This window comes from Kribbella kalugense (assembly GCF_004365875.1).
GTDB lineage: Bacteria > Actinomycetota > Actinomycetes > Propionibacteriales > Kribbellaceae > Kribbella > Kribbella kalugense.
Genome location: NZ_SODF01000002.1, coordinates 2,513,459 through 2,537,270, shown reverse-complemented (window position 1 = coordinate 2,537,270; position 23,812 = coordinate 2,513,459). Strand labels below are relative to the sequence as shown.

The following is a 23,812-nucleotide window of genomic DNA, read 5'->3' as shown; positions in this document are numbered from 1 at the left end:
AACCCTAGTCACCCCCAGACTGAATCCGAATTCAGTGAATCATAGTTCATCCAAGGAGACCACCATGAACGTCCTGATCGCGGGCGCCGGACCGACCGGCCTGACTCTTGGCATCGAACTGGCCCGGCGCGGCATCGCGGTCCGGGTGATCGACAAGGCGACCGAGTTCTTCGACGGATCGCGCGGGGACGGCCTGCAGCCGCGGACCCTCGAAGTGTTCGAGGACCTCGGCGTACTGGACGAAGTACTCAAGCAGGGCCGGTCGGTCCCGCTGATGAAGATCCACCTGAGCGGCCAGCTGGTCGATGAGCGGCGGATGGCGGAGCCGGTCGAGCCGACTGCGGACATTCCGTACCCGAACGCGTGGATGCTCGGCCAGTCCCGCACCGAGAAGATCCTGCGCGACAAGCTCGCGGAGTACGGCGTGCAGGTCGAGCTGGACACCGCGATCGTCGGGTTCAGCCAGACCACCGACGTGGTGACCGCCGAGCTGTCAACCGGTGAGACCGTCACGGCCGACTACCTCGTCGGAGCGGACGGCGGCAAGAGCTTCGTCCGCAAGCAGCTGGGGATCGCCTTCGAGGGGACCACCGACGAGTCGATCCGCATGCTGCTCGGTGATGTCGCGGCGGACGGTCTCGACCACGAGGTCGGCTACTGGTTCGCCGCCAAGGACAACCCGATGTCCGGCATCGCGATGACCCCGTTGTCCGGTGGCGACCAGTTCCAGTTCGGCGCGCCGCTCGATGGGGAAGACGCCGACACTTCGATCGAAGGCCTGCAGGCGTTGGTCGACAATTACGCGGGCCCCGGTACTGCGAAGCTCCGCGACCTGACCTGGTCGACTGTGTGGCGGCCGAACGTGCGTCTCGCCGAGAAGTTCCGGGTCGGCCGGGTCTTCATCGCGGGCGATGCCGCGCACGTGCACCCGCCGACCGGCGGTCAGGGGCTGAACACCGGCGTACAGGACGCGTACAACCTCGGCTGGAAGCTGGCGGACGGTCGCGAAGAGGTCCTCGCGACCTACGAGACCGAGCGCCGGACCAACGCGGCCCGGGTGCTCGGGATCAGCGAGGACCTGATGCAGAAGCACGTCGACGGCGACGAGTCGGCGCTGGAGCGCGGCGAGAACACCCGCCAGCTCGACGTCTCGTACCGGGACCTGGCTGACACCCGTCCACTCACCTCAGGCGACCGCGCTCCCGACGCGCCAGTAGTCGATGCCGAAGGCAACAAGGTCCGGCTGTTCGAACTGTTCCGCGGCCCACACGAGACCCTGCTGCGCTTCTCCCCCACCACCCCGTCGACCCACCCGCACGCCGTCGAGATCACCTCACCGGAAGCGTTCGCGATCTACCACGCGCAGCCGGGCGACGAGATCCTGATCCGCCCGGACGGATACCTGGCCTAGTCAGTCGCGCGCGATGCGGCCGCGGTCGCCGTCCTTGCTCGCAGGAGTCGCCTTGGCGGAAGAGGCAGCGTCCGCTGGCTTGTACTGCGGCGCAGCGGCGGCCGGCCCGACGGCGCCGGCGTGCCGTTGCGCTTCCTCCATCTGGTGAAAGCGCGACCAGTTCAACGCGCCGCTCAACCTCTCGGACGCCTTGTTGGCCGCCAGGTTGGCCACATCACGGTAGGACCCTCGGAACGCGAGATCCACTGCCTTATCGGCGACCTTCCCGGCGATCAGGCCGAGCCGTGACGTCGGCTCCTTGCGTTCGATGGTGAGACTCGAATCGATCGCCTGGGCAGCGGCCAGAGTGGCCTGCTCGGCAGCCGCGGACCGTTCAGCCGGCGGGAGCGAGCCGAAATGCCGGCTTCCGCTCATCGCGGCGTCGACCGCTGTCCGCAACCGACCACCAGGAGCTGCCTCGCTCATTTGCCTCGCGAGTTGATCCGGCGCCAGATTGGCCGGCGCGAACTCGCGGGCGACCTCGTCGAACAGCGCATCAGGCACCCGCTGCTCCACCTGCGCGATGAACTCCCGATCCTCGGGCGTGATGGGCTGTGGTCGGGCAATGCGGTTCTCGGTCATCTGGCCTCCTTGGGCCAGCAGAGTAACGTCGCCGCAGGTTCAGCTTAGGATCGTCTGGGTGCGCATCTTGGATCCCGTCACCGCCTATGACCGTGCTGTCGGCCTCGCGACTCGGGGCCGGCGATCGATCCTGGGGATCACCGGAGCGCCTGCGGCGGGCAAGTCGACGTACGCCGAGCAACTCACCGCGCAGCTGACCGCGGATGGGCACCGAGTCACCCTGGTCCCAATGGATGGGTATCACCTCGCGCAGTCGGTTCTGGAAGCCGAAGGGCTCGCGGAGGTGAAAGGTGCGCCGCATACCTTCGACGGGTACGGCTTCGTCGCCTTGCTCAGACGGCTTAAAGAATCGCCCGAGGAGCCGATCTGGGCACCGCGCTTCGACCGCAGCATCGAGGACTCGATCGCCGCGAGTATCGGCATCGCACCCGAGGTCACCCTGGTCCTGACCGAGGGCAACTACCTGCTCCTCGATCAGATGCCCTGGGCAACGGTCCGTACGCTGCTGGATGAGTGCTGGTACGTCGAGGTGCCCGAGCAACTGCGGCACGAGCGACTCGAAGCCCGCCACCGTCTCTACGGCAGGTCACCCGAAGAAGCCCACGAACGCACCTACGGCACCGACGAACGCAACGCCCGCCTCATCGCCGCCACCGCGACCGTCGCCGACGCAACTATTCAGCTGGACCGCACACCCGGTCGATGAAGGCCGCGACGCCGTCCAGGTAGAGCTGCAAACCGAAGTCGAAGTCGGTCTCGTTGTCCTCCTCGAAGCTCCCGACCTCGTCGAACACGCCGGCCTCGACCGTGCGCGCCACCGCCGGATAGACGCGCGGATCCGCGACCCGCCGCAGCGTCGAGCCGAACCGCTGGAAGGCATCCGGGTTGTCGATGTAGCCGGCCGCCAGGTCGAACGCCATCCGGATCTCCCCCTGCACGTAGGTGATGAGCCCCATCACCACCCCCACCTTCGCCTCCTCCGGCAGACCGGTCTGCGCCAGCACACCGAGCGCGGAATCGAACCAGGCAAGGTTGTTCGGCCCGGCCGGAGGCCCGGAGATCGGGAGCTTCGCGTACCACTTGTGTCGCCTGATCGCCGTGAGTACGCCGTCGGCCCAGAACGTCAGCCCGGTCCGCCAGTCGACGCCCTCGGGCATCGGTTCCGGACGCTCGAGCGCGGCGTCCGACATGATCACGAACAGTTCGTCCTTGCTCTTCACGTGCCGGTAGAGCGCCATCGTCGAGTTGCCGAGCCGCTCGGCGACCCGGGCCATCGAGACCGCGGCAAGGTCCTCGGCGTCGGCGATCGCGATCGCGGCCCGGACGATCTCGTCGAGCGTCAGCGACGGCTTCGGCCCGCGGCGCGGCGCCTCCCGCAACCGCCACATCGCCGCGACGTCGGCCGGCAGCTCGTTGTCCTCCACCGGGTCAGTTTAGGGCTTGCTTCGGGGCACTGCGTATCTGCTACGCTATTTAGCGTACATGATACGCAGTAAGGAGGGGACGATGATCGTCGAGGCAACAGAACTGCGGAAGTCGTACGGCGCGACCGAGGTGCTGGCCGGGGTCGACCTGAGCGTCGCGGAGGGGTCGGTGCTCGCCCTGCTCGGCCCGAACGGAGCCGGCAAGACCACGATCGTGCGCATCCTGACCACCCTGACCAGACCGGACGCGGGTACGGCGACCATCGACGGGTACGACGTACTCCGCGAGCCGGCCAGGGTCCGCGGGGTGATCAGCCTGACCGGGCAGTTCGCCGCGGTCGACGAGAACCAGACCGGCCGGGAGAACCTGGTGATGGTCGGCCGGCTGATGCATCTCGGCCGGCGTGGTGCACAGCGCCGTACTGGCGAGCTGCTGGAGCAGTTCGGACTCACTGGGGCGATGGACCGGCGGGTGAAGACGTACTCGGGAGGTATGCGGCGCAAGCTCGATCTGGCGATGAGTCTGATCGGCAGGCCGCGGGTGATCTTCCTGGACGAGCCGACGACCGGTCTGGACCCGGCCAGCCGGTCGGCGATGTGGGACGCGATCGTCGAGCTGGTCCGGGACGGGACGACCATCCTGCTCACCACGCAGTACCTGGAAGAGGCGGACCGGCTGGCCGACCGGATCGTGTTGCTCGACCACGGCCGGGTGATTGCCAGCGGTAGCGCCGATTCGCTCAAGACCCAGATCGGTGGCGAGCGGATCGAGCTCAGGTTCACCGACGAAGTACAGCTGCTGAAAGCAACCGGAGTGCTGGACGGCCTTGCCGATCAGCTGGTGCTGACCGTCCCGTCCGACGGTACGGCAGCGCACCTGCACCACGTCCTCGACGTACTCCGGGACAACGGACTGGAGCCGGAGCGGGTCTCGTCCCACCGGCCCACGCTCGACGACGTGTTCCTCGCTCTGACCGCCTGAGGGGTTTGCTGATGTCACACCAGGGAGTTGTCGCCGCCTGCTCAGACGCGGTGACCATGATCGACCGCAGTGTGCGGCTGGCTCGGCGCAACGTGGACACGTTGTTCGCCTCGATCCTGCTGCCGCTGCTGATGATGGCGCTGTTCGTCTACGTGTTCGGCGGCGCGATCAACACAGGGACGGAGTACGTCAACTACGTCGTACCTGGGATCCTGCTGCTCACCACCGGGTACGGCGCCGCGTCGACGGCGATGGTGGTCGCCGACGACATGGACACCGGGATGATCGACCGGCTGCGCTCACTGCCGATCCACAGCTTCGCCGTACTGACCGGACATGTGGTCGCGAGCGTGGCCCGCAATGCGGCAGCGACAGCGATAGTCATCCTGGCCTCGCTGGCGATGGGCTTCCGGCCGGGCGGCGGAGTGGTCGACTGGCTGGCAGCGATCGGTCTCCTGCTGCTGTACGTCGTCGCGCTGTCGTGGCTGGCGGCTGGGCTGGGTGTGATCGCCAAGTCGGTGGAGTCGGCGAGCACACTCAGTTTCTTCATGCTGTTCCTGCCGTACCTTAGTAGTGCGTTCGTGCCGCCGGAGACGATGCCTTCGTGGTTGCGGCCGGTCAGTGAGAACCAACCGATCACACCGGTGATCGAGACGGTCCGCAGCTTGCTGATCGGGACACCGATGGACGGCAATGGCACGCTGGCGTTGGCCTGGTGTTCTGGACTGCTCCTGTTCTCGGTAGTACTTGCGAGCTCCCTCTACCGCAGACGGACGGGCCGCTGAGCGCAGGACTTGTACCGTTCGGCGCTGGATATGTACCGAAACTCCCGAGCGTGACCCCGTGGTCGGGTTAACGTCAAAGTCCCCCCCAACGTGTGGTGGTCCCACTCCCCCCGGGACCCACACGGACGAGCGCCCCGATCACTGATCGGGGCGCTTTGTTTTTCAGATTTTCTTTGCGGCGGTGTCGAATCCGGCCCACCTGGCCCGACGTATCAGTAAGAGCGACCAAGGGAGAGGGTCAGAATGAACATCACCGCCGACACCCGGAACATGATCATCACCATGCTGGCCGAGGGAAGCCCGGTCTGGTACGTGGCCGGCATGGTCAACATGCGCAGCCACGACGTGTACGTGATCGGCCGCGAGGCCGGCTACCCGGACAAGGCGCGACTGCGCCGAGCCGTCTGGGCCGCACACAACCGCGTACCGCAAGCCGCCTGACCCAACCCGTCCAGGTCGCTCGAGCCGCTGCCTGCCCCTTCACACCGGGGCGGACAGCGGTTTCGTCTGTTCAGGGTGCGGTGATCTCAGATTGCGACTGTCATTGGCGCGGCGGCCGATAGCATCGAGACCCATCGACTCAGCGGAGGAAAGCCTGATGATTTTCATCACCGCCAAGTTCCGGGTGAAGCCCGAGCACGCCGACGACTGGCCGTCCATCACCGCCGACTTCACCACCGCGACCCGCGCGGAGGCGGGCTGCCTGTGGTTCGACTGGTCCCGCTCACTCGACGACCCGAGCGAGTACGTCCTGGTAGAGGCCTTCGCCGACGACGAGGGCGCCACCCACCACGTCACCTCGGACCACTTCAAGGCCGCACAGGAGCACCTGCCGCCCCACCTGGTCGAGACCCCGCGCATCGTCAACTTCAAGGTCCCGCAAGACGACTGGTCGGAGCTCGGCGAACTCGCAGTGAAGTAGGGCCTCTCAGGCGTGTGACGACGTAAGGTGAGCGGATCGTCACCGAACGTGGAGGCATGTTGATCAGGACTGCTGTCGCACTCGCGGGCTGTTTGGCCGTAGCAATCGCCGGTGCTCCAGGCTCCTCAGAGTCGCGGACTGTTCAGGTGTCGGATCTGGCGGGTGCTGAGCGGTTCGCCATTGCTGTGTCGACGCCAGGCAGTCCCCTGTTTCATCACTATCTGAGCCCGGACGCCTATACGGCTCGGTTCGGTCAGCCAGCCTCGCTCGGTGAGTTCGGGGTGACGGCGCGGGCGTCGGTTGCACAAACAGCACGATCCGTTCAGACGTGCTCGCGCTATTGGGCGGAGCACGTGCGCAGCTTCAGTCCGTCGTATCGCGGGCTTACCAAGGGCTCGCTGCCGATCTGCGGGTACTCCGCCACGCAACTGCGTGCTGCTTATGGCGCAAGCTGGGCCGCCACCGGTCACGGCCAGACCATTGCCTTGACCGAGAGCGAAGCTCCGACCGCAATGCTCCAGACACTCCGCGAGTACGCGAAGAGAAATCACCTTCCGGCACCAAAGGCCAGCCAGTACAAGGAGATCCACGTCGGAAGCAGCGGCCAGTGCAGCAAGGGGTCGCGCGACGCGGCGCAGTACAACGACGAAGCGGAGATGGACTCCGAAGCGGTCTACGCGATGGCGCCGAGCGCCAATCAGCTGATGGTCGTCGGGAACGGCTGCGACGAGGATCATGCGCTGCTCAACGCGATTCTCGCCGTGCTGATCGGCGACGGCCATCGGCCGCTCGCCTCCATCGTCTCCAATTCCTGGCAGATCCCGATCGGCGACCTACCTCCGCAGACCGTGCACGCGATCGCTGTCCGAGCAGCCGCCGAAGGTGTCGGTCTGTACTTCTCATCCGGCGACACACCGGGTCTGACAACCACCGCGTCTGATCCGTACGTCGTAGCGGTCGGTGGGACGACGCTGGGTCTCGGCCGGTGGAACAACCGAGTGTTCGAGACCGGCTGGTCCAACGACACCGCCGTACTCGATGAAGGCAAGTGGAGCGACATCGGCATCAGCGGTGCCGGCGGCGGGACCAGCTTGGACTATGCGCAACCGGCGTACCAGAAGGGCGTCGTACCGCCGTCGATGTCGCACGTAAGGATCGGCAACCGAACAGTCGTCAACCGGACCGTGCCTGACATCGCTGCCGTCGCCGATCTCGACACCGGCATGCTGACGGGCTACACGTCCTCGGACGACGGCCAGTACAAGACACAGGTGAACGCTGGGACCAGTCTGGCCGCCCCGCTGATCGCCGGACTCATCGCCGACGCACAGCAGGGCCAGCGGACCAGCTTCGGCTTCACCAACCCGCTCTTCTACCGCCTGTACGGAACACGCGCATTCCACGACGTACTGCCCCTGCAGAATCTGGCCGCCTACACACCGGCCAACAGCACGGACAGTGCGAGCGTCGATGTCTTCGACTCCCAGAACAGCTCCGACACCGACCAGGTGACCGCCAAGGGCTACGACACCGTCACCGGCGTCGGAACCCCCAACGGCCTCGCGTTCATCCTGGGACTTCGCCGTACTGCCAGATGAGATCAGCCTCGAACAAGCGGCTGACCGAGCGGAAGTGCTCGACCGCCTGTCGCCTGCGAAGCCGAGCTGAAGAACAGGTAGACGCCCACTGCGGCGAAGATGAACACGACCACGCCGCCGACCTTGAGCGTGCCGGCTGATTGCTGCAGCGTGCCGATCAAGACCAACACCAGGGCGATCTCGATGAGCGCGAAGAGCAGGGTGTAGGCAACCGGCAGCCGGAGTGTGGCCAGGGTCAGCATCCCGACCACGACCAACCACGAGATCACGAACAAGCCCTGTGTATGAAGGGCATCCGGGGCGGCGATGGCGAACCAGTTGTGCGTCAGGCCAAGTACGAGCGTTGCGTAGCTCAGCCAGAATCCGGCGAAGATGCCGAACACTCCGGCCACCGCACTCTGGCCGACAGCCGCCGCCCAGACGGCCGCGATCACCAGGCCGAGGCCGGTCGCCGCGACGATGATCGGGAGCGAGGCCCCGACCGCGGCCGCGGAGACGTAGCCGACAAGGACCAGACCGAGCGCGACAGATCCCACGATGAAACTGGGGAGACCGATCAGGGCTGGGTCGCCGGTCACCGCCGGGACCGCGGCTTCAGTAGCGAGTTGTACCTCGGGGACGCTGTGAGCATCGGCGTCGATGGTTGTCATGGCGAGCTCCTTCCGGGCGCATCGCGAACATGACAATCCTTGCCGCTTCTCGTCCGGCAGCATGTCTCGATTTGAGGCAGCACTGTCCGGCCCTGCGCTCAGCCGAGGCCCGTCTCAAGATGAGATGTGCGCCGGCCGGCTTCGGTGTGAGCATCCGTTACGTACCGGTGCGCGCCCTTGGTGCCGATCGCCGACGAGAAAGGGAGTACCGATGAAGGCTCTCGTGTACCACGGACCTGGCCAGAAGGCATGGGAAGAGGTCCCGAACCCCGCGATCAAGGACCCGACCGACGCGATCGTCAAGGTCGAGGTCACCACCATCTGCGGCACCGACCTGCACATCCTCAAGGGCGACGTACCTGCCGTCACGGATGGCCGGATCCTCGGCCACGAAGGCGTCGGCGTGGTCACCGAGGTCGGCGCCGACTGCAAGAGCGTGAAGGTCGGCGACCGGGTCATCATCTCCTGCATCAGCAAGTGCGGGACGTGCGACTACTGCAAGGCCGGCCTGCCCTCGCACTGCAAGACCCTCGGCGGCATCGGCTGGATCTTCGGCCACCTCATCGACGGAACGCAGGCCGAGTACGTGCGGGTTCCGTACGCCGACAACGGCCTGATCCCGCTTCCTGAAGGAGTGTCTGCCGAACAGGGCACGATGCTGAGCGACATCCTCCCCACCGGTTACGAGATCGGCGTCCTCAACGGCGCCGTCAAGAGCGGGGACGTGGTCGCCGTCATCGGCGCCGGACCCGTCGGGCTCGCCGCGATCATGACTGCCCGAACGGCCGGCGCTTCAGCGATCATTGCCGTCGACACCAACAAGTTCCGGCTCGATCAGTCCCGCGACTTCGGGGCGACCGAGACGATCGAGGTCGACGAGAACATCGTGCAGTCCCTACGGGAATTCAGTTCCGACGGGCTGGGCGTTGACGTCGCCATCGAGGCGGTGGGTGTCCCCGCAACCTTCGGCATCGCGCTGGAGTCGGTCCGGCCCGGCGGTCATGTCGCCAACATCGGCGTACATGGGGAGAGTGTTCAGTTCCCGCTCGAACGGCACTGGATCAACAACCTCACCATCACCACCGGCCTGGTCAACGCGATCACCGCACCGGAACTCCTCGAGGACATCAAGAACAAGGCCATCGCCCCGGAGAAGTTCGTCACCCACCGCTTCACCTTCGACCAGTTCGACCAGGCCTACGACACCTTCACCAACGCCGCCGAACAAGAGGCGCTCAAGGTCATCATCTCGAACGCCCAGTAGACGAGGCGAAGGCCCGGATCTGTTGGTCCGGATCTTCTCGCGTAGCTTCCGCGGTCGAATTCGGCGGTCGCGAACTAGGTGACCATCGGGAAAAGATTCGGGACGAGCACCCACGATTCCCGGGATGTCAGCGGACAGATTGTCTGGGATACCGCAGTGGTCGCCTGGCGCAACAGCCCTCGGCGAATGGCGTGTTCGCCTGGGAACGGCACAGCGAGGCCGACTGCTTTTGGCGGACCGGTCGGCCCGGCAAGATCGCGCACCAACTGTTCGTGACCGCGCCATCGCGGGAGGGCCATGACCCGGTCGGTTCGCTCTGGCCTCGCCAATCCGTCAGGACGGCTGTGACGTCTCCGTCCAAATCCTCGATCGAGAGGATCTCGCGGCGGCGCTCGACGAGCTCGACCCGATGTCCTCCAACACCGCGCCCCTGATGCTCTGCGAACTCGCCGACCGCCCGCCGTCACCGCGCCCTCGCAGTTCAACACCGCGATCATCGACGATTCCGAGGAGCGGGCTCGCCTACTGCGGATGGTCGGTGGCGTGTACGACGACCCGGACGACCTGACTACATTTTCCATGGCGCTGGTGCTGCCGACATCGTCGGAGCCTTCGACGGCAACAGCCTGGTCTCCTCAGCGACCATCGTCACCGCCAGAGACACGGCAAACCTCTGGTCAGTTGCCACCTCGCAGAACGAGCGCGGCCGCGGCGCGACATCAGCAGTCATTGCCGCAGCACTGGTTCACGCGGTCGGCGCCGGATGCTCCCGCGCCGCCTCGGCACCTCCAACGAACTCATCCCCTGGTACAACCGCTTCGGATTCACCGAAGTCGGAGGCGAACGCAGCGCGGTCATCAGCCGGTCCACTTAGCCGCATAAGCAAAGGCCCGGACCTGTTGGTCGCCTTCTTTGGTAGCGGGCCAGGATCTGAACCCAACATGGAGAGTTGATGGACCCTGATCCGAAATGATCCGCGCCCGAATGCCCTCTCGCTACTCACGGAGTTCGAGCGCGACCGGCGGCTCGACCTGCTGCACCGCCTGTGCTCCGTCAATCTCTGCGTCGCGGATGCTGAGACACAGGACGGAACGCGCAGTGCCGCCGTGAAGCGGGCGAAGCGCTTCGGTGACCGCCAGCACGCCGGCGAAGGTGCCCACGAAGCTGGCCCCCACTGCGATGCCGTTTAGCCGTGCGACACCGCAGGGGTCGAGATCTCTTGTCACCATCACATCGCCGGCAGGGGGCTTCGCCCCCGGCGCGGTCTCTTGCCAGGCCGGGATGCTCGCGCTGGCACGGCCTGGGAATCGAACCAGGGTGATGCCATCGAAGTCGTCCGCGCCCGTCCCAATTCCGACATCGATGGCGGTGCGCCAACCGAAGGTGTCGATGCTGCGACGAGTGGCGAGGTTGTCGACGCCGACGAGGGCGACGTGCATGTCAGATGCGCGGACCGCCGTCGATTCATCCATGAGCCGCTCGATGATGGACGTGTTCAGACCGCAGCGCTCGAGGGCGTCAGCGACGAGGCGAGTCTTGTGCCGGCCATCCGATCCCCGCGGCGTGAAGAGCCCGGTGCTGTGGTTCGCGGGTACGGTGCGCTGCACGTCTTGGAGCGCGACGTCGACTTCAGCTGGAATTGCGTAGTCCAGCCAGGAGATGGCGTGGGCGTACGCCTGTCCGAGGTGGCCGAGGCCAAGTAGCCACCATTGGGCCGGGGCATAGCGGAGCTTGGGCGGAACGCGGCCTTCAGGTTGTTCGGGTGACCAGAGGTCGAACCGGAGCGCGTCCTGGCACAAGTTGTCATCGTCTAGTCGCGCGAAGTGGAAGAAGGCGGCAGCCACCGCCAGGGCTCCTGCGGCAATGGCCGCGAGCACGTTCCCGTCGGACCGGTAGCTGTCGGGCTGCACGGCGGAGTATGGGGAGACTTCTGCTGTCCAGTCCGTCCACGTTGCGATGGTGGCGGCGTTCCCCGGCGCCATCTCGGCGGGCGGCTGGCCGAGGATGATGGTGGGAGTCGCGGGATCGACTTCGAGTTCCGTCGCTAGCCCGGCTCCCTCCTGTTGGACGATTTCGCCGAGGGGGAGGCCGGCGCTTGGCCCGCCCAACACCGGTTGCTCTGGGCTGAGCAGGGCCACGGTCACTCGGGAGGTGCTGTCGCCGTTGTCGAAGCTGAGTGCGCGAACGGCAGTCTTCACGGCGGTGATGACGGCGGCCTGCCCCTCGCGATGTGAGCACGTCTCGGTCGAGGCGATGATGCGGAGTGCGAACGCTTGGTGCCATTCGGCGCCGACGGCAGCATCACCGGCCCGCCGCATGAACAACAGTGAAGTGCGGCTGACGTGCTCAGGGTCCAGTGTGCTCATGTTCGGGTCCAAGGTGTGCTGCGTCGTAGGAAGGATGTGAGCTGCATCAGTCGGCCTCGCAAGGTCGGGTGTACGACGAAGACGTCGGCCACCTTGGACTGCAGGAATATGTTCCAGCCGCCGACGGCCTTGAGGTGGGCGCTAAGCTGGTCGGCCTGTGTTACGCCCCGACCGAACTGCGGGGCGATCAGGGCGAGATGCCCGGCCCGAGCGACCATCGGGTGTGCCGCGTCGGTCTGGCTCTGACGGACGCCGGGCCCTGGGTGCAGGTGGATGTCGGCGATGACACGGACCTTGCTATCTCGGCATATCTGGTTGAGCTTGGTGTAACCGGACGCGTGGAAGGTGATGCCACCAGTGAGGCAGGTCGGGTCGAGGTCGTCGTAGAAGGCGATTCTGGTGATGTCGTGTCCGGACGCACGCCCGAGGAGGAACGCGCCGGCCTCGCGGCGGTGCTGGCTTCGACTTTCGAGTTCTCGCATGAGGCGCAGGAAGGTGTGCTGCGCGAGGCGGACCTGTGGTCGTGGTTGGCGTCCTACGTCCGCCATCAGGCGGCCCGCTCTGTGGGGAGCCGGGCGTCGGTCAGCTCGCCGTAGATCTCGTCGAGGTAGAAGTCGATGGTCCTCGCGGCATTCCAGGCACGGTCGGGGATCGCGTGTGCCCAGTCGGGGTGAGTACTGAGACCCGCTCTGTCGCAGGGCAGGTACGGGGCGTTCTGGTTCGGGGGGGACCAGTCAGGGCGAAACACCTTGCCGGCGGTGCCTCCAGTCGGCCACTTACCTACAGGCTGCGGCGAGTTGGAGCTGTCGTCCCACAGTTGGCCGCCGGGCGCGCGAGATGGGTAGCCGTCAACCAGGAGACGCATGCGGACGAACTCGCGATCCCCCACCGCCACGTGGATCCGCAGTACTGGCCACTCGAGCAGCGGATTGCGCCACTTCTCGGCCTGCAGGCCCACCATGAAGGCCTCGCCGGCGAGGTCGGCTCGAAGCCGTGCCTCGCCGGGCGACATGGTCTGCTCGGAATCGGACACGGTGCTCAGCCCTGGGGCCGCGTCTTGTGCACGAGGTCCAGCGAGATCTGGTGCTGACCCTTGTCCAGGTAGATGCCGATCGGCTGCTTCAGGGGCAGGTCTGTGTTCGCCCCCTCGAGGCGCAGAGCCGTATCTGCGGCCGTCTCCGCGTCGAGCTCCAGGGCCTTGATCGCCAGCTTGCGGATGCGGCGGATGCGAGTGGCGGCGTGGACCTGGAGCGGCTTGGTCAGGCCGGCGTAGTGAATGTTGACGGTCACCTTCGCCAGCGGGTTGCGCAGGATCACCAGGTCGGTTCGGCCAGCCGCGACATCGCCGACGGTGCGGGAAATGTCGAGGTCGGCGAAGTCGACGTCCTCGTCGTCGACGAGGACCAGTACGTCGCCGCCGTGCAGCCGGAGCGCCTCGTCGAGGCGCTGGTCGTCGGACGCGTCGGTCATTGCGGGCTGCCTGGAGCCCATCTCATAGAGGTCGATCTTGGTCATTGGGCTGTTCTCCTGAGTGTGGTTCGGTAATTGGCGGCCTGTCTGCTTATGCAGACCATCTGTTCGTAATTGCGAACAGTGACAGCGTAGCAGGTTGCGTTCGCAACCGCGAACGACCTATCCTGAACTCAGGATGGCCGCGTCGGAGCTTGAAATCGCACGCGCCCGCATGCCGGGCGTGCCCGACGCTGTGCTGGTGGAGAGCATGATCGAGCGGTTCGGCCGCCAGCTCGATCTGAAGCCCCCGGCCGATCTTCACCTTGCGGCCAGCTACCAGCAGATCAAGCACATTCGCTACGCCGAGATGGATTGGGCCGGCATGCTGACGCCATCGTCAGACGGAACCTTCACCATCACGGTCCGAGCTTCTGACCGATCGCACCGCAAGAACTTCACGATTGGTCACGAGATCACCCACACGTTCTTGCCTGGGTACACAGTCGTGCAGAAGCGGTGCGGCTCGAGTGGCTCAGCGACGTTTCTGGCCAGAGACGGCCGCCTCGAAGCCCTAGCCGACGTAGGAGCAGCAGTGCTCCTCCTCCCCCGCCGCTTCTTGAGGCCGGTCTTTGCCGACACGCCGTTCAGCATCGTCGCCATGAAGCGAATCGCCGACTCTCATCACGCAAGCCTCGACGCCACCTTGAGACAGCTTCTCCACCTCATCGACCGGAGCGGCATCGTCGTCGACCTGAGACAGACCTCGGACCGCGATGGCGGCACGCAGATAGCAGTCCACCGCGTCTTCAGCAACAGCCCGTGGTGCGCGGTAGCGCCCTCTCAGCTCAGGGGGACTCAGATCCCGGAATCTCATCCGCTGTGTGCCGTGTTCGACGGCGGACCGGTCGACGACATCCTCGACCTGTCGCTACTCCGCACGACGACCAGGACCGCCGACATCTCCGCGCTTACCGATCCCTACACCGACAATGAAGGAAATCTCGTCATGCGCTCACTTGTCCTCGCCACCCCGCACCAGTACCAGCCGCACCGCTGTGCGATGCCGGGCGGCCCTCTCGATGCAGTCCTAGCCTCCAACTGAAGCCGATCATGACTCCCTCACACCAGGACTCGGACAGGGCAATCGTTACCCAACTAGGAAATGAGACTGATACCAGCGAACTCGATGCCGCCAGCATCGGTCAGCGCATCACCAGCCTGAGAACAGACAAAGGACTCTCGTTGGGCGAACTCGCTGCCCAGGCGACGGTCAGCAAGTCTTATCTGTCGACCGTCGAAAAGGGCAGCGGGAGCAGACCGGGAGCAACGATCCTGCACAAGATCGCGCAGGCTCTGGGGGTGACTCTCGCCGATCTTGTCGGTCGTCAAGTTCTCGCCGATCCACTCGTTATCCCAGATGAGCTGCGGGCTCTCGCTTTGGAACGGAAGTTGCCCATGCGCGACATCGAGATGCTCGCAGGGATTGCATTCCGCGGCGAGGCCCCACGGACGAAGGAGCGCTGGGCGTTCATCTATGACGCCATCAAGAACAGTGCTGGCATGGATGCCAGTCGGCGCTAGTGCCAGCCGAGGCAAGCCCCCGTTCGGGTTCTACTTCGCAGTACTTGCGACCGACAGCCCGCCGCAGGTCAGACTCCAGGTAACCAGGCGGAGGCCCGGACGATGGTCCGGGCCTTCTGTGGTAGCGGGGGCAGGATTTGAACCTGCGACCTCTGGGTTATGAGTAGCGCTGACGCCGTCTCAGCTGGCACCAACTACGTAGACCGATGTGAGCGTCTGCTAGTCAAGCAAGGCCCAACCGTCTCATCCGTACCGATCAGGTACGACCTATCCCAGAACCGGTGGTCACGGATCCGGTCACACATCTGGCCCTATCGGAGCTTCTCGTCCGGGCCTTCCGGTAGCTCACCTAGCAGTCGATTCAGCTCGTCGGTATCCAAGTCCAGGGCGACCTGGGGCGAACTGCCTCCGGCGAACTGATCAAGGATCTGCTTCATCATGATCCCGGTGATCGCGGAGACATCGAACCCGTTGGAGATAGTCGGGATTCCCTCCGAGTTTGCGTCACGGCCAAGGCCTGTGTAAGCCTGGTGGCCGCCTCCTGGACCAGGCCGCGCGTCGGGCCGTCGCCGCCACACCACAATGCACCGTGGACCGACGCTCCCGTCCCGGACCGCATGGTGAGCCTCGTAGGAGAGCGCCGCCAGTTGGTCGGCAACCAGCAGGTCAGACACCTTGCCTTGATCGTGTGCGTTGATCAGGTGAAACAGCGAGCGCACCCAAGCTTCGCCTCTGCTCTGGAGATACACGCCGCCCGTTCCAGCTACGACGACACTCGGGGCCCGGGAGCCCCGCACGACCCCCGGCCTCTCATGACGGGTGTAGCGGTACCGGTGTTCCTTGGTCTTGGGATCGACAATGTTGTCGATGGCATAAAGCCGAGCCCCGACACCCTGCACGAAGGCCGGGATGAGGATCGTGTGCGCACCCGCCGGCGTCCTAACGAGATGCCGCGGCAACTCCCGCGTAGCTGCATCCGACAGGATGTCGAGGGCCTGCTCAAGCATGAGCCCGCCTCGGCCGCGCAGAACCGCACTCATCCAGGCTGACGGCTGCGTGCCCCTTGCTGTCGCACCGAGACCGGCGTACGCAAGCAAACCTCGACCGTCAAGGGTGTCCAGGTCCATAACCTTCATCGCGTCGTCGATCGGCGGTCGGCTGCCACCGAACGACAGCCGCCGATCGACCACGAGCCACAATGTGTCGCGGCCGCGAGCGGTCAGCACGAGCGTCATCCAGCAATGCTCGCACGACGAAGCCGCGGCGGCCGGGCGGTGGAGTCTGACGGCAAGTCCGACGCGGGCGAGCGAGAGATCGCGCTCGACACGTTCACCCTGATCCACCTGCGCCAGTACGTCGAACGCATCAACGACGAGCGACACGCATTCGAGGGGAGCTATCCGAAGCACGACTACATCATGGTTGGGCCGGAGGGACGGCCGATCCACCCGGACACCATCACGGCTCGCTTCAACCGGCTGGTTGATCGGGCGAGCGTTCCCCGGATCAGACTGCATGATGTGCGCCACACCTACTCGACGATGGCTCAGGATGCCGGACACAACGTGAAGATCCTCAGCGAACGCATCGGCCACGCGGACAAGTCGATCACGATGAAGATCTACACCCATCGATCACAGGGCATCGACCGCCCGCTTGCGCAGACGATGGGAACGCTGATCGCACAAGCGGCGGGCATCACAGCCCCGGAAGCAATCCCACTGGTCACAGATCTGGTCACAGACCGCCCGAACGCAGATCCCGATGATGGAGATCCGCCACTCGCGGTCGTCGGCTGAAGCGGACGCTGAGGCAAGAGGCCACGCACAAAACCCCAGGTCAGACCGCATAGGACAAGGCGAAGGCCCGGACCTGTTGGTCCGGGCCTTCTTTTGTAGCGGGGGCAGGATTTGAACCTGCGACCTCTGGGTTATGAGCCCAGCGAGCTACCGAGCTGCTCCACCCCGCGCCGTTGTGTCTTTAGTTTAGAGGATCGCGGCCGAGCAACCAAATCGGTTCCCGGCCCGGCGAAAACCCGTGTCTGCGGAGGGCTGGTCGGCGTACCGTCCGGGTTATGGCACGTCATGTCATCCGTCCGTTCGCGGAGGCGGATCTGCCGGCTGCGGCCGGTCTGCTTACTCAGCGGCATCAGGAGCATCGCAAGCGACACCCCCTGCTTCCGCCTGATTATGAGGACGAACGCCTCGCTCTGGTCGAGGTGACGGCGGCCTGGGAGAGCGAGGGCGCATCCGGCGCGGTCATGGTCGAAGGCGGCCAGATCACCGGCTATCTCCTAGCTGCACCGAAGCCGTCGCCGGCCTGGGGTCCGAACATCTGGGTCGAGGCCGCCGGTCACGCCGTGCGTGATCCGGAACACATCCGAGACCTGTATGGCGCTGCCGCGACCAGGTGGGTCGATGAGGGTCGTACTGCGCACTACGTACTGGTGCCCGACGACGCCGAGCTGATCGACGCCTGGTTCCGTTTGGCGTTCGGCTCGCAGCATGCGCATGCGATCCGCCCGGTGCCCGACTCCCCGCTCCAGCCGCCGCGCGATCTCGTCATACGTCGTGCTGCCCGGACGGACATCCCGGTACTCGCGGAGCTCGACGTCGTACTGCCTCAGCACCAGGGAAGGTCGCCGGTGTTCTCGTCCGCCGAGGTACCGACTCTCGAGGAGGCGCTTGCGGATTGGGAGGAGTCGTTCGACGACCCGGCCTACGCGACCTTTGTTGCCGAGTACAACGATCAGGTGATCGGGTCCGCCATCGGATGTTCGCTGGACAAGTCGAGCGCGCACAACGGGCTGGCCAGGCCGGACAACGCCGGCTTCCTCGGATTCGCCGCCGTACTTCCGTCGGCTCGCGGGCTCGGGGCCGGACGCGCCCTGGGTGAGGCGGTGCTGCAGTGGTCGGCGGACACCGGGTACACGTCGGTCGTGACCGACTGGCGGGTGACGAATCTGCTGTCGTCGCGGGCTTGGCCGAGGCTCGGGTTCCGCCAGACGTTCCATCGGTTGCACCGGCTGATCGGGTACTGACCCTGGTTTTCCACAGGCTCGAACTCGTCCGTCGGGAAGGGTCTTGATCGCTGCATCTTCTTGGGCATGAACGGCGTCTCGCAGCAGGCGAGGCGCCGCCGTTCCCTGGAGGCAGCCATGTCGCGTTCATCGCTTCGTTCCCGAGTCGTGCCGTCCGCCCGTCGTATCGTGATCGGCAGCGCGGTCGTCCTGGCCTCACTCGGGCTGTCGACAACCGTCCCCGCCTCAGCAGCCTCGACGTACTCCGCGGCATCTCCATCGACCGAGCAGAGAGCTGGCACCTTGGACGGCTTCGTGATCGAGAACCTTCCCGACGGCCTCGGCACGCCGAGCGACTTCGAGTACGAGTGGGAGGACGTGTCCTTCCACAGCCGGGTCTGGGAGACGGGCCCGGATCCGGAGGGAGCGTTCAAGGTCGACCTGACCGTGAAGACGCTCCGCGGTGAGAAGCTGACCGACCTCGAGGCGCTGAAGACCTTCCTGATCGAGTACGAGGAGAAGGATCCGGGAGACTGGCAGCTGACCCCGGTCAAGGTCGGCGGGTACGACGCTCTGTTCGCCGGAGACGAGGTGTTCTACTTCGTCTCGCCAGGCGTCGCGGCCGAGGTGACGATCGACCACGAGCGCTTCACCGACGAGGACGTGCTCGACACCGCCGCCGGATTCCACCCGGAAGCCGCGGGCTGATGCCTTAGGCAACGGAACGGGGCGGCGACGCCGACTGGTGTGTCGGTGTCGCCGCCCCGGGAAGTGCCCTGCGGATCAGCCTGTCGGTGAGGACGGTGGGCTGGTCGGCGTCGTCGATGCCGGCGGTGTCGACGGGCTGCCGGACGGCTTCGTCGTGGGCGTCGGAGTCGGCGTGGCCGCGGCGCCTGCCGCAGCCTTGTCGATCGCCGCCTTCATCGCGTTCAGGGCCTTCTGATAGCCGGCGAGATCGCCCTTCTTGAGGGCGTCCTGAGCCTGATTCCAGGCAGCCTGCGCCGCGGCAAGCTGTTGCTTGACCGTCTGGTTCACCTGCGTCGGCGGGGTCTTGGTGCCCGGTGGCTGTTCACCCGTGTCGACATTGGTGTTGAAGACCTTGGTCAGAGCTTCCTGCAGCGTGGAGCCGTAGGCGACGCCGTCACCGAAGGACACCAGGACATATCTCAGCACGGGATAACTACCCGGCCCGCTCGTCCGGACCGAGTACACCGGCTGGACGTAGAGCAGACCACCGCCGAGCGGCAAGGTCAGCAAGTTGCCGTACTGAGCTCTGGCGCCGCTACTCGGCTGGTTGATCGGCAGCAACGCCTGTCTGATGCCCTCGTCGGTCTGGAACTTGTTGTAGACCTGCCCCGGACCAGGTATCTGCAGGTTGCCGGGCAATCGCAGTATTCGGAACTTGCCGTAGTCCGGCGAGGTCGCCTCGGAATCGACGGCCATGAAGGCAGTGAGGTTCTCCCGCTCGGCGTTCGGCACGTACACCGACGTCAGCGAGAACTTCGGATCGGTCTGATCGGGCATCCGCAACGAGAGATAGAAGGGAGGCTGGCTGATATGCGTCGAGGAGTCGCCGCTGGACGAGACCGCGGTCGGGTCGTCCGGGACACGCCACAGATCGCTGTTCTGGTACCACGTGCCCGCGTCGGTGACGTGGTACTTCGCCAGCAGATCGCGCTGCACCTTGAACATGTCCTCCGGGTACCGCAGGTGCGCCATCAGCTGCGGCGAGATCGCCGACTTCGGCTTGACCGTGTTGGGGAAGGCCTTCATCCAGGTCTTCAGCACCGGGTCGCTGTCGTCCCACGCATACAGCTCGACCGAGCCGTCGTAGGCGTTGACCACGGCCTTGACCGAGTTGCGGATGTAGTTGATCTTCTCGCTCGGCTGCTGCGCGATCGTCCCGCGGCCGGTGGTGGTGTCCCGGGTGCTGACGTCCAGGGCGACCTTCTCGGAGTACGGGTAGTTGTCCGAGGTGGTGTAGCCGTCGACGATCCAGACCACCTGGCCGTCGACGATCGCCGGGTACGGGTCACCGTCCGGCGTCAGCCACGGCGCCGCCTTCTCGACCCGCTCGCGCGGGGTGCGGTCGTAGAGGATCTTCGAGTCGGAGTTCACCCGGCTGGACAGCAGGATGTTCGCATCCCGGAACTTGGTTGCGTAGAGCAACCGGTTGCCGAACGATCCGATCGAGACACCTCCCTTGCCGTGGTAGGTGTTCAGTGTCGGGTCGCCGCCGGTCTTACCTTCCGGCGTGTCGAGCTCGACCGCCTGGCCGCCTTCCGGGCCGCCGACGATCGAGTAGTCCGGCGACTGTTCGCCGAAGTAGATCCGGGGCTCGTAGTCACCGAGCTCGCCCTTCGGAGGCAGGTCCTGCTCGGTCCAGACCGGCGTACCGTCCGCGGCCCGCTGGTTGCCGTTCGCGGCGACGACGCCGTAGCCGTGGGTGTAGACGGTGTGGTCGTTGTTCCAGTTGCGCTGGCCGGCCGGGAGCCGATCGACCTGGACCTCACGGACCGCGATGACGGTGTCGTTGACCTTGTCACCGATCTTGTACCGATCCACGTCGAGATCGGTCGGGAACGAGTAGAAGCCGCGGACCTGCTGAAGCTGCTCGAAGGTCGGCCCGACCACGCTCGGATCGATCAGCCGGATGCCTGGCAGTACTTCGGTGTCCTGCAGCAACTCGGCCGGCGTCGCGGTCGTCTTGGCCTGGTAGTCGGTCACCTCGGTTTGCGCGAGTCCGTAGGCATCGCGGGTGGCCTGGATGTTCTTGGTGATGTACGGCGCTTCCTTCACCGGCTCGCTCGGCCGCACCCGCAACTGCTGGAGCGCGGCCGGCCAGAGAGCGCCGAGGAGGATCGCCGACAGGATCAGTACAACGGTGCCGACACCAGGCAGCAACCAGGTCCGGCGGACGACATTGGCGAAGAACAGCCCCGCACAGATGACCGCGATGACGGCCAGGATCTCCTTGCTGGGCAGGATCGCGTTGTCACCGGTGTAGGAGATACCGGTGAAGAGCCGGCTGTCCGATGTCGTGAGACCGAAGCGGTCGAGCCAGTAGCTGAATGCCTTCAGCAGCACCAGCAGACCGAGCAAAACCGAGAACTGCACCTGCGCCGCACCGGAGGCCTTCTGCCCCTTCGCGGACGGACGGAAGCCGCCGTACAGGTAGTGCGTGATGATCGCGGCGACCAGCGAGAGCAGGACTATCGAGTAGCCGAAGCCGAGCAGCACGCGCAGCCACGGGTAGTCGAAGACGAAGAACGCGATGTCCTTGTTGAAGTGCTTGTCGGTGACGCCGAAGGGAGTCCGGTTCTTCCAGGCCAGGAAGACCTTCCACTCCCCCGAGGCCGCCGAGCCACCGAAGACCAGCATCAGGGTCGCGACGACTCCGACCGCGACCTTCCCGTGCTGCTGCAGCAGGTCGCCGTACCGCTCGAAGCCCGGGCTGGGCGACGGAGCGAGTGCGACCCGCGGACGGGCACGGAACGCGACGATGATGTTCGCCACGACCGCTGCGGCCATCAGCAGACCGACGATCACGAACAGCAGCACCCGGGTCCCGAGCACGGTGCTGAACACCGAGCCAAGGTCGACCGAGCGGTACCAGAGCCGTTGGGTCCAGACATCGGTGAAGACGCTGAAGAGGATCAAGAGGACGATCAGAGTGGCGATCGTCGGCAGCAAGGCCCGAGGACGACCACCCGTACGCCGCGGCCGGCGGGCCGGCGTTTCCTCCGGCATGTCGTAGACGCCGTCGCTCATGGTCGGTTCTCCTCGTCGTCACTCATGCCGTCGACCCCAGGACCGCCCGGCCGGCTGCCGACCGAAGGCTCGAATGTCAAAGACAGTACTTCGCACAGCGTGGGGACCAAGTCGGTGCCGCTGAGCACGGCGCCGTCCTCGTCGTGCTCGCGCAGCCGGACAGCGCCGAACCGATCGCCTTCCCGGAGTACCGCCGCGACCATCCGGACCTCGTGCCGGCGCGGATCGCTGCCGGCCAGCTGGGCCAGTTGCGCGTCGGACTCGACGCCGGACAGACCGGCTTCGGTCGAGGCCGGCAGCACGATCCGCTCGATCGCCAGTGCACAGCCGGCGACGCCGTCGGGCCACTCGATCCGGCCCAGTGCGTCGGCCAGGTTGTCGTCCTCGACACCGCCGGGAAGCTCACCCTGGGCGACCGGGGTCAGCGGTTGGGAGGCGTCATCGGTGCCAAGCTCGGCAGCCAGCTGCGGTTCGGCGCGGAGCAGTTCCTCGGTCGGGACCAACGCGAACAACTGCGCGGGCTGGTCCCAGCCCGCGCTGCTCACGTGCTTCTCGATCTCGATCACCGCGCGGCTGAGCGCGTCAGGAGGCAGCGTGCCTACGGATTCCATACCGGCCGATCTTCCCTTCGGGTCACCGCGACGTACGAAGCGTTCACTAGCTGCACGAGGGAACATCTCCCTTGCCGGCGGCGACCGCCTGCAGGGCGCTGATCGCGTCGGTCAGCGTGCTGATCTTCACCAGCTGGATGCCCTTCACATCGGCGTGCGCCGCGGCCTCACAGTTCGGCGCCGGAACCAGGAACACCGTGGCGCCGTCGTTCCTGGCGCCGGCGATCTTCTGCTGGATGCCGCCGATCGCACCGACCTGGCCGAGCGCGTCGATCGTGCCCGTGCCGGCGACGTGCTTCCCGGCCAGCAGGGCACCAGGCGTCAGCTTGTCGTAGATGGCCAGGGCGAACGCCGTACCCGCGCTCGGGCCGCCGATGTCCTGGCCGAGGTTGACCGTCACCTTGACCTGCGAATCGACGCCGATCGTGATGCCGACCATCGGGCGGGTCGTGTCCCCGGGAGTCGCCGCGGTCCTCAGCTGAACGGTCATGTCGTCGGCGCCGCGGCGGATCAGGAAGACGACGTTCTCGCCCACCTTGTGCTTGCGGACGAGATCACCGACCTGCGGGACCTGCGTCACGGTGTGACCGTCGACGGCCAGCACCAGGTCGCCCGGCTTCAGCTTTCCCTGTGCCGGAGTCTTGTCCGCGACCGTCGACACCTTCGTGTGGAACGGGACCTTCGCCGCCTGCAGCGCCGCCGCGACCGCGCTGTCCTGCGAGCCGGTCATCTCGGCGGTGTTCTGCTGCTCGACCTGGTCGGCGCTCTGGTCCGGCGGGTAGATGATGTCGCGCGGGAACAGGTCGTGGTGCGGGTCGAGCCAGTTGCGCATCGCCTGCGGCAGGGTCAGCTGACGATCCGGCGAGGTGACGGACACCGTGGTCAGATCCAGCTGGCCGGAGGTCGGGAACGTCTCGTGCCCGGTGATCTCGATGACCGGCTTGTCCTTCGCCGCGCCCAGGGTGTCCTTGACCGGCCCGGGGCTGAACGAGACGAACGGCACCGGGAACGCCGTGACCAGTCCGAGCGAGACGATGAGCACGACGATCGAGGTGACCAATGTGGCGGTACGACGTGTCACGAACCCTGCCCTGCGATCTTGGTGGATGTCTGTTGATGAGTACGACGACCCAGGCGACGGCGACGTTCCGGAGTGGCCCGCGGGCCGGGCGCCGCGACCGCGGCGTTGAAGCGGCGGAATTCGTCGACCGAGGCGAAGGCGCCCCCGGACCGGCGCGGCTCGCGGCTGCGCCAACCGCGCCACCCCGCCCAGCACATCGCCAGCAGCGTGGCGATCAGCGGGAACGCCAGCCACGCCAAAACCTTCATCCGGCCACCTTCATGCGCCCAGCGTA

The 23,812-nt window shown here is 65.9% G+C and carries 26 protein-coding genes and 1 tRNA gene; 15 read left to right on the top strand and 12 right to left on the bottom strand.

Going from position 1 to position 23,812, the window contains the following annotated elements; genetic code table 11:
* Positions 1-64: 64 nt before the first annotated feature.
* Entirely contained in the window at positions 65-1,411 is a 1,347-nt protein-coding gene (locus EV650_RS30060) for an FAD-dependent monooxygenase (protein ID WP_134122327.1), read from the top strand.
* Here EV650_RS30060 and EV650_RS30055 read toward each other — a convergent pair whose 3' ends face one another.
* Positions 1,412-2,032, bottom strand: coding sequence for a hypothetical protein (locus EV650_RS30055; protein ID WP_134122326.1), 621 nt, complete (start codon positions 2,030-2,032; stop codon positions 1,412-1,414).
* Positions 2,033-2,090: 58 nt separating this feature from the next.
* Here EV650_RS30055 and EV650_RS30050 point away from each other — a divergent pair, with 58 nt between their 5' ends.
* Positions 2,091-2,738: a nucleoside/nucleotide kinase family protein gene (locus EV650_RS30050; protein ID WP_238174529.1), complete on the top strand. Its 648-nt coding sequence runs from the start codon at positions 2,091-2,093 to the stop codon at positions 2,736-2,738.
* Here the strand turns inward: EV650_RS30050 and EV650_RS30045 are convergent.
* Positions 2,707-3,456: a TetR/AcrR family transcriptional regulator gene (locus EV650_RS30045; protein WP_238174528.1), complete on the bottom strand. Its 750-nt coding sequence runs from the start codon at positions 3,454-3,456 to the stop codon at positions 2,707-2,709. The two genes, EV650_RS30050 and EV650_RS30045, sit on opposite strands and share 32 nt — an antisense overlap.
* An 82-nt stretch (positions 3,457-3,538) precedes the next feature.
* On the opposite strand from EV650_RS30045, the gene EV650_RS30040 reads away from it, so the two are divergent.
* From EV650_RS30040 to EV650_RS30020, 5 genes are all read left to right on the top strand, one after another.
* Positions 3,539-4,438 (top strand): ATP-binding cassette domain-containing protein, encoded by a 900-nt coding sequence (locus tag EV650_RS30040; RefSeq protein ID WP_134122324.1) that lies wholly within the window; start codon positions 3,539-3,541, stop codon positions 4,436-4,438.
* An 11-nt stretch (positions 4,439-4,449) separates the two neighbouring features.
* Positions 4,450-5,223 carry an ABC transporter permease gene (locus EV650_RS30035; protein ID WP_134122323.1) on the top strand — a complete coding sequence of 258 codons (774 nt, stop codon included), beginning with the start codon at positions 4,450-4,452 and terminating at the stop codon, positions 5,221-5,223.
* Positions 5,224-5,466: 243 nt separating this feature from the next.
* On the top strand, positions 5,467-5,664 hold the full coding sequence (locus EV650_RS30030) for a hypothetical protein (protein WP_134122322.1): 198 nt from the start codon (positions 5,467-5,469) through the stop codon (positions 5,662-5,664).
* A 157-nt stretch (positions 5,665-5,821) separates the two neighbouring features.
* Entirely contained in the window at positions 5,822-6,145 is a 324-nt protein-coding gene (locus EV650_RS30025; protein ID WP_134122321.1) for a putative quinol monooxygenase, read from the top strand.
* A 353-nt stretch (positions 6,146-6,498) separates the two neighbouring features.
* Positions 6,499-7,743 carry a S53 family peptidase gene (locus EV650_RS30020; protein WP_202874979.1) on the top strand — a complete coding sequence of 415 codons (1,245 nt, stop codon included), beginning with the start codon at positions 6,499-6,501 and terminating at the stop codon, positions 7,741-7,743.
* Between the two features lie 2 nt (positions 7,744-7,745).
* Here EV650_RS30020 and EV650_RS30015 read toward each other — a convergent pair whose 3' ends face one another.
* The gene (locus EV650_RS30015; protein ID WP_134122319.1) at positions 7,746-8,393 is read right to left on the bottom strand and encodes a GPR1/FUN34/YaaH family transporter; all 648 of its coding nucleotides are present in this window, start codon (positions 8,391-8,393) and stop codon (positions 7,746-7,748) included.
* A 211-nt stretch (positions 8,394-8,604) separates the two neighbouring features.
* On the opposite strand from EV650_RS30015, the gene EV650_RS30010 reads away from it, so the two are divergent.
* Positions 8,605-9,657 (top strand): zinc-dependent alcohol dehydrogenase family protein, encoded by a 1,053-nt coding sequence (locus tag EV650_RS30010; RefSeq protein ID WP_134122318.1) that lies wholly within the window; start codon positions 8,605-8,607, stop codon positions 9,655-9,657.
* Between the two features lie 572 nt (positions 9,658-10,229).
* Positions 10,230-10,610 (top strand): GNAT family N-acetyltransferase, encoded by a 381-nt coding sequence (locus EV650_RS41520; protein WP_369409968.1) that lies wholly within the window; start codon positions 10,230-10,232, stop codon positions 10,608-10,610.
* Between the two features lie 42 nt (positions 10,611-10,652).
* On the opposite strand, the gene EV650_RS30005 is transcribed toward EV650_RS41520, so the two are convergent.
* On the bottom strand, positions 10,653-12,023 hold the full coding sequence (locus EV650_RS30005) for a BilD N-terminal domain-containing protein (RefSeq protein WP_134122317.1): 1,371 nt from the start codon (positions 12,021-12,023) through the stop codon (positions 10,653-10,655).
* A 68-nt stretch (positions 12,024-12,091) separates the two neighbouring features.
* On the opposite strand from EV650_RS30005, the gene EV650_RS30000 reads away from it, so the two are divergent.
* The gene (locus EV650_RS30000; RefSeq protein ID WP_134122316.1) at positions 12,092-12,619 is read left to right on the top strand and encodes a hypothetical protein; all 528 of its coding nucleotides are present in this window, start codon (positions 12,092-12,094) and stop codon (positions 12,617-12,619) included.
* Here EV650_RS30000 and EV650_RS29995 read toward each other — a convergent pair.
* The gene (locus tag EV650_RS29995; protein WP_134122315.1) at positions 12,571-13,056 is read right to left on the bottom strand and encodes a DUF7665 family protein; all 486 of its coding nucleotides are present in this window, start codon (positions 13,054-13,056) and stop codon (positions 12,571-12,573) included. The genes EV650_RS30000 and EV650_RS29995 overlap by 49 nt on opposite strands.
* Positions 13,057-13,061: 5 nt before the next feature.
* Complete coding sequence (locus EV650_RS29990; protein ID WP_134122314.1) at positions 13,062-13,538, bottom strand: hypothetical protein; 477 nt, start codon at positions 13,536-13,538, stop codon at positions 13,062-13,064.
* 133 nt (positions 13,539-13,671) lie between these two features.
* On the opposite strand from EV650_RS29990, the gene EV650_RS29985 reads away from it, so the two are divergent.
* Positions 13,672-14,577 (top strand): ImmA/IrrE family metallo-endopeptidase, encoded by a 906-nt coding sequence (locus EV650_RS29985; protein ID WP_134122313.1) that lies wholly within the window; start codon positions 13,672-13,674, stop codon positions 14,575-14,577.
* Between the two features lie 8 nt (positions 14,578-14,585).
* A complete protein-coding gene (locus EV650_RS29980) occupies positions 14,586-15,056 on the top strand; it encodes a helix-turn-helix domain-containing protein (protein ID WP_134122312.1) in 471 nt (156 codons plus the stop codon).
* 311 nt (positions 15,057-15,367) lie between these two features.
* On the opposite strand, the gene EV650_RS29975 is transcribed toward EV650_RS29980, so the two are convergent.
* Positions 15,368-16,291: a hypothetical protein gene (locus EV650_RS29975; protein ID WP_134122311.1), complete on the bottom strand. Its 924-nt coding sequence runs from the start codon at positions 16,289-16,291 to the stop codon at positions 15,368-15,370.
* A 6-nt stretch (positions 16,292-16,297) separates the two neighbouring features.
* Between EV650_RS29975 and EV650_RS29970 the strand changes: the two genes are divergently transcribed.
* Positions 16,298-16,855, top strand: coding sequence for a tyrosine-type recombinase/integrase (locus tag EV650_RS29970; protein ID WP_134122310.1), 558 nt, complete (start codon positions 16,298-16,300; stop codon positions 16,853-16,855).
* A gap of 96 nt (positions 16,856-16,951) precedes the next feature.
* On the opposite strand, the gene EV650_RS29965 is transcribed toward EV650_RS29970, so the two are convergent.
* Positions 16,952-17,025 (bottom strand) — tRNA-Met (locus tag EV650_RS29965).
* 105 nt (positions 17,026-17,130) lie between these two features.
* Between EV650_RS29965 and EV650_RS29960 the strand changes: the two genes are divergently transcribed.
* Together EV650_RS29960 and EV650_RS29955 are read left to right on the top strand one after the other, a co-directional pair.
* On the top strand, positions 17,131-18,096 hold the full coding sequence (locus EV650_RS29960; protein ID WP_134122309.1) for a GNAT family N-acetyltransferase: 966 nt from the start codon (positions 17,131-17,133) through the stop codon (positions 18,094-18,096).
* Positions 18,097-18,213: 117 nt separating this feature from the next.
* The gene (locus EV650_RS29955) at positions 18,214-18,783 is read left to right on the top strand and encodes a hypothetical protein (protein ID WP_134122308.1); all 570 of its coding nucleotides are present in this window, start codon (positions 18,214-18,216) and stop codon (positions 18,781-18,783) included.
* A gap of 75 nt (positions 18,784-18,858) precedes the next feature.
* On the opposite strand, the gene EV650_RS29950 is transcribed toward EV650_RS29955, so the two are convergent.
* Genes EV650_RS29950 through EV650_RS29935 form a run of 4 tightly spaced genes read right to left on the bottom strand, consistent with a single transcriptional unit; the run spans position 18,859 to position 23,786 of the window.
* On the bottom strand, positions 18,859-21,846 hold the full coding sequence (locus tag EV650_RS29950; protein ID WP_134122307.1) for a UPF0182 family membrane protein: 2,988 nt from the start codon (positions 21,844-21,846) through the stop codon (positions 18,859-18,861).
* Positions 21,843-22,457: a PPA1309 family protein gene (locus EV650_RS29945; RefSeq protein ID WP_202874977.1), complete on the bottom strand. Its 615-nt coding sequence runs from the start codon at positions 22,455-22,457 to the stop codon at positions 21,843-21,845. Before EV650_RS29945 ends, EV650_RS29950 begins: the two co-directional genes overlap by 4 nt.
* A 46-nt stretch (positions 22,458-22,503) precedes the next feature.
* Complete coding sequence (locus EV650_RS29940) at positions 22,504-23,538, bottom strand: YlbL family protein (RefSeq protein ID WP_134122306.1); 1,035 nt, start codon at positions 23,536-23,538, stop codon at positions 22,504-22,506.
* Positions 23,535-23,786, bottom strand: a complete 252-nt coding sequence (locus tag EV650_RS29935; protein WP_134122305.1) for a hypothetical protein — start codon at positions 23,784-23,786, stop codon at positions 23,535-23,537. The genes EV650_RS29940 and EV650_RS29935 overlap by 4 nt, the downstream gene beginning before the upstream one ends.
* Between the last annotated feature and the right edge of the window lie 26 nt (positions 23,787-23,812).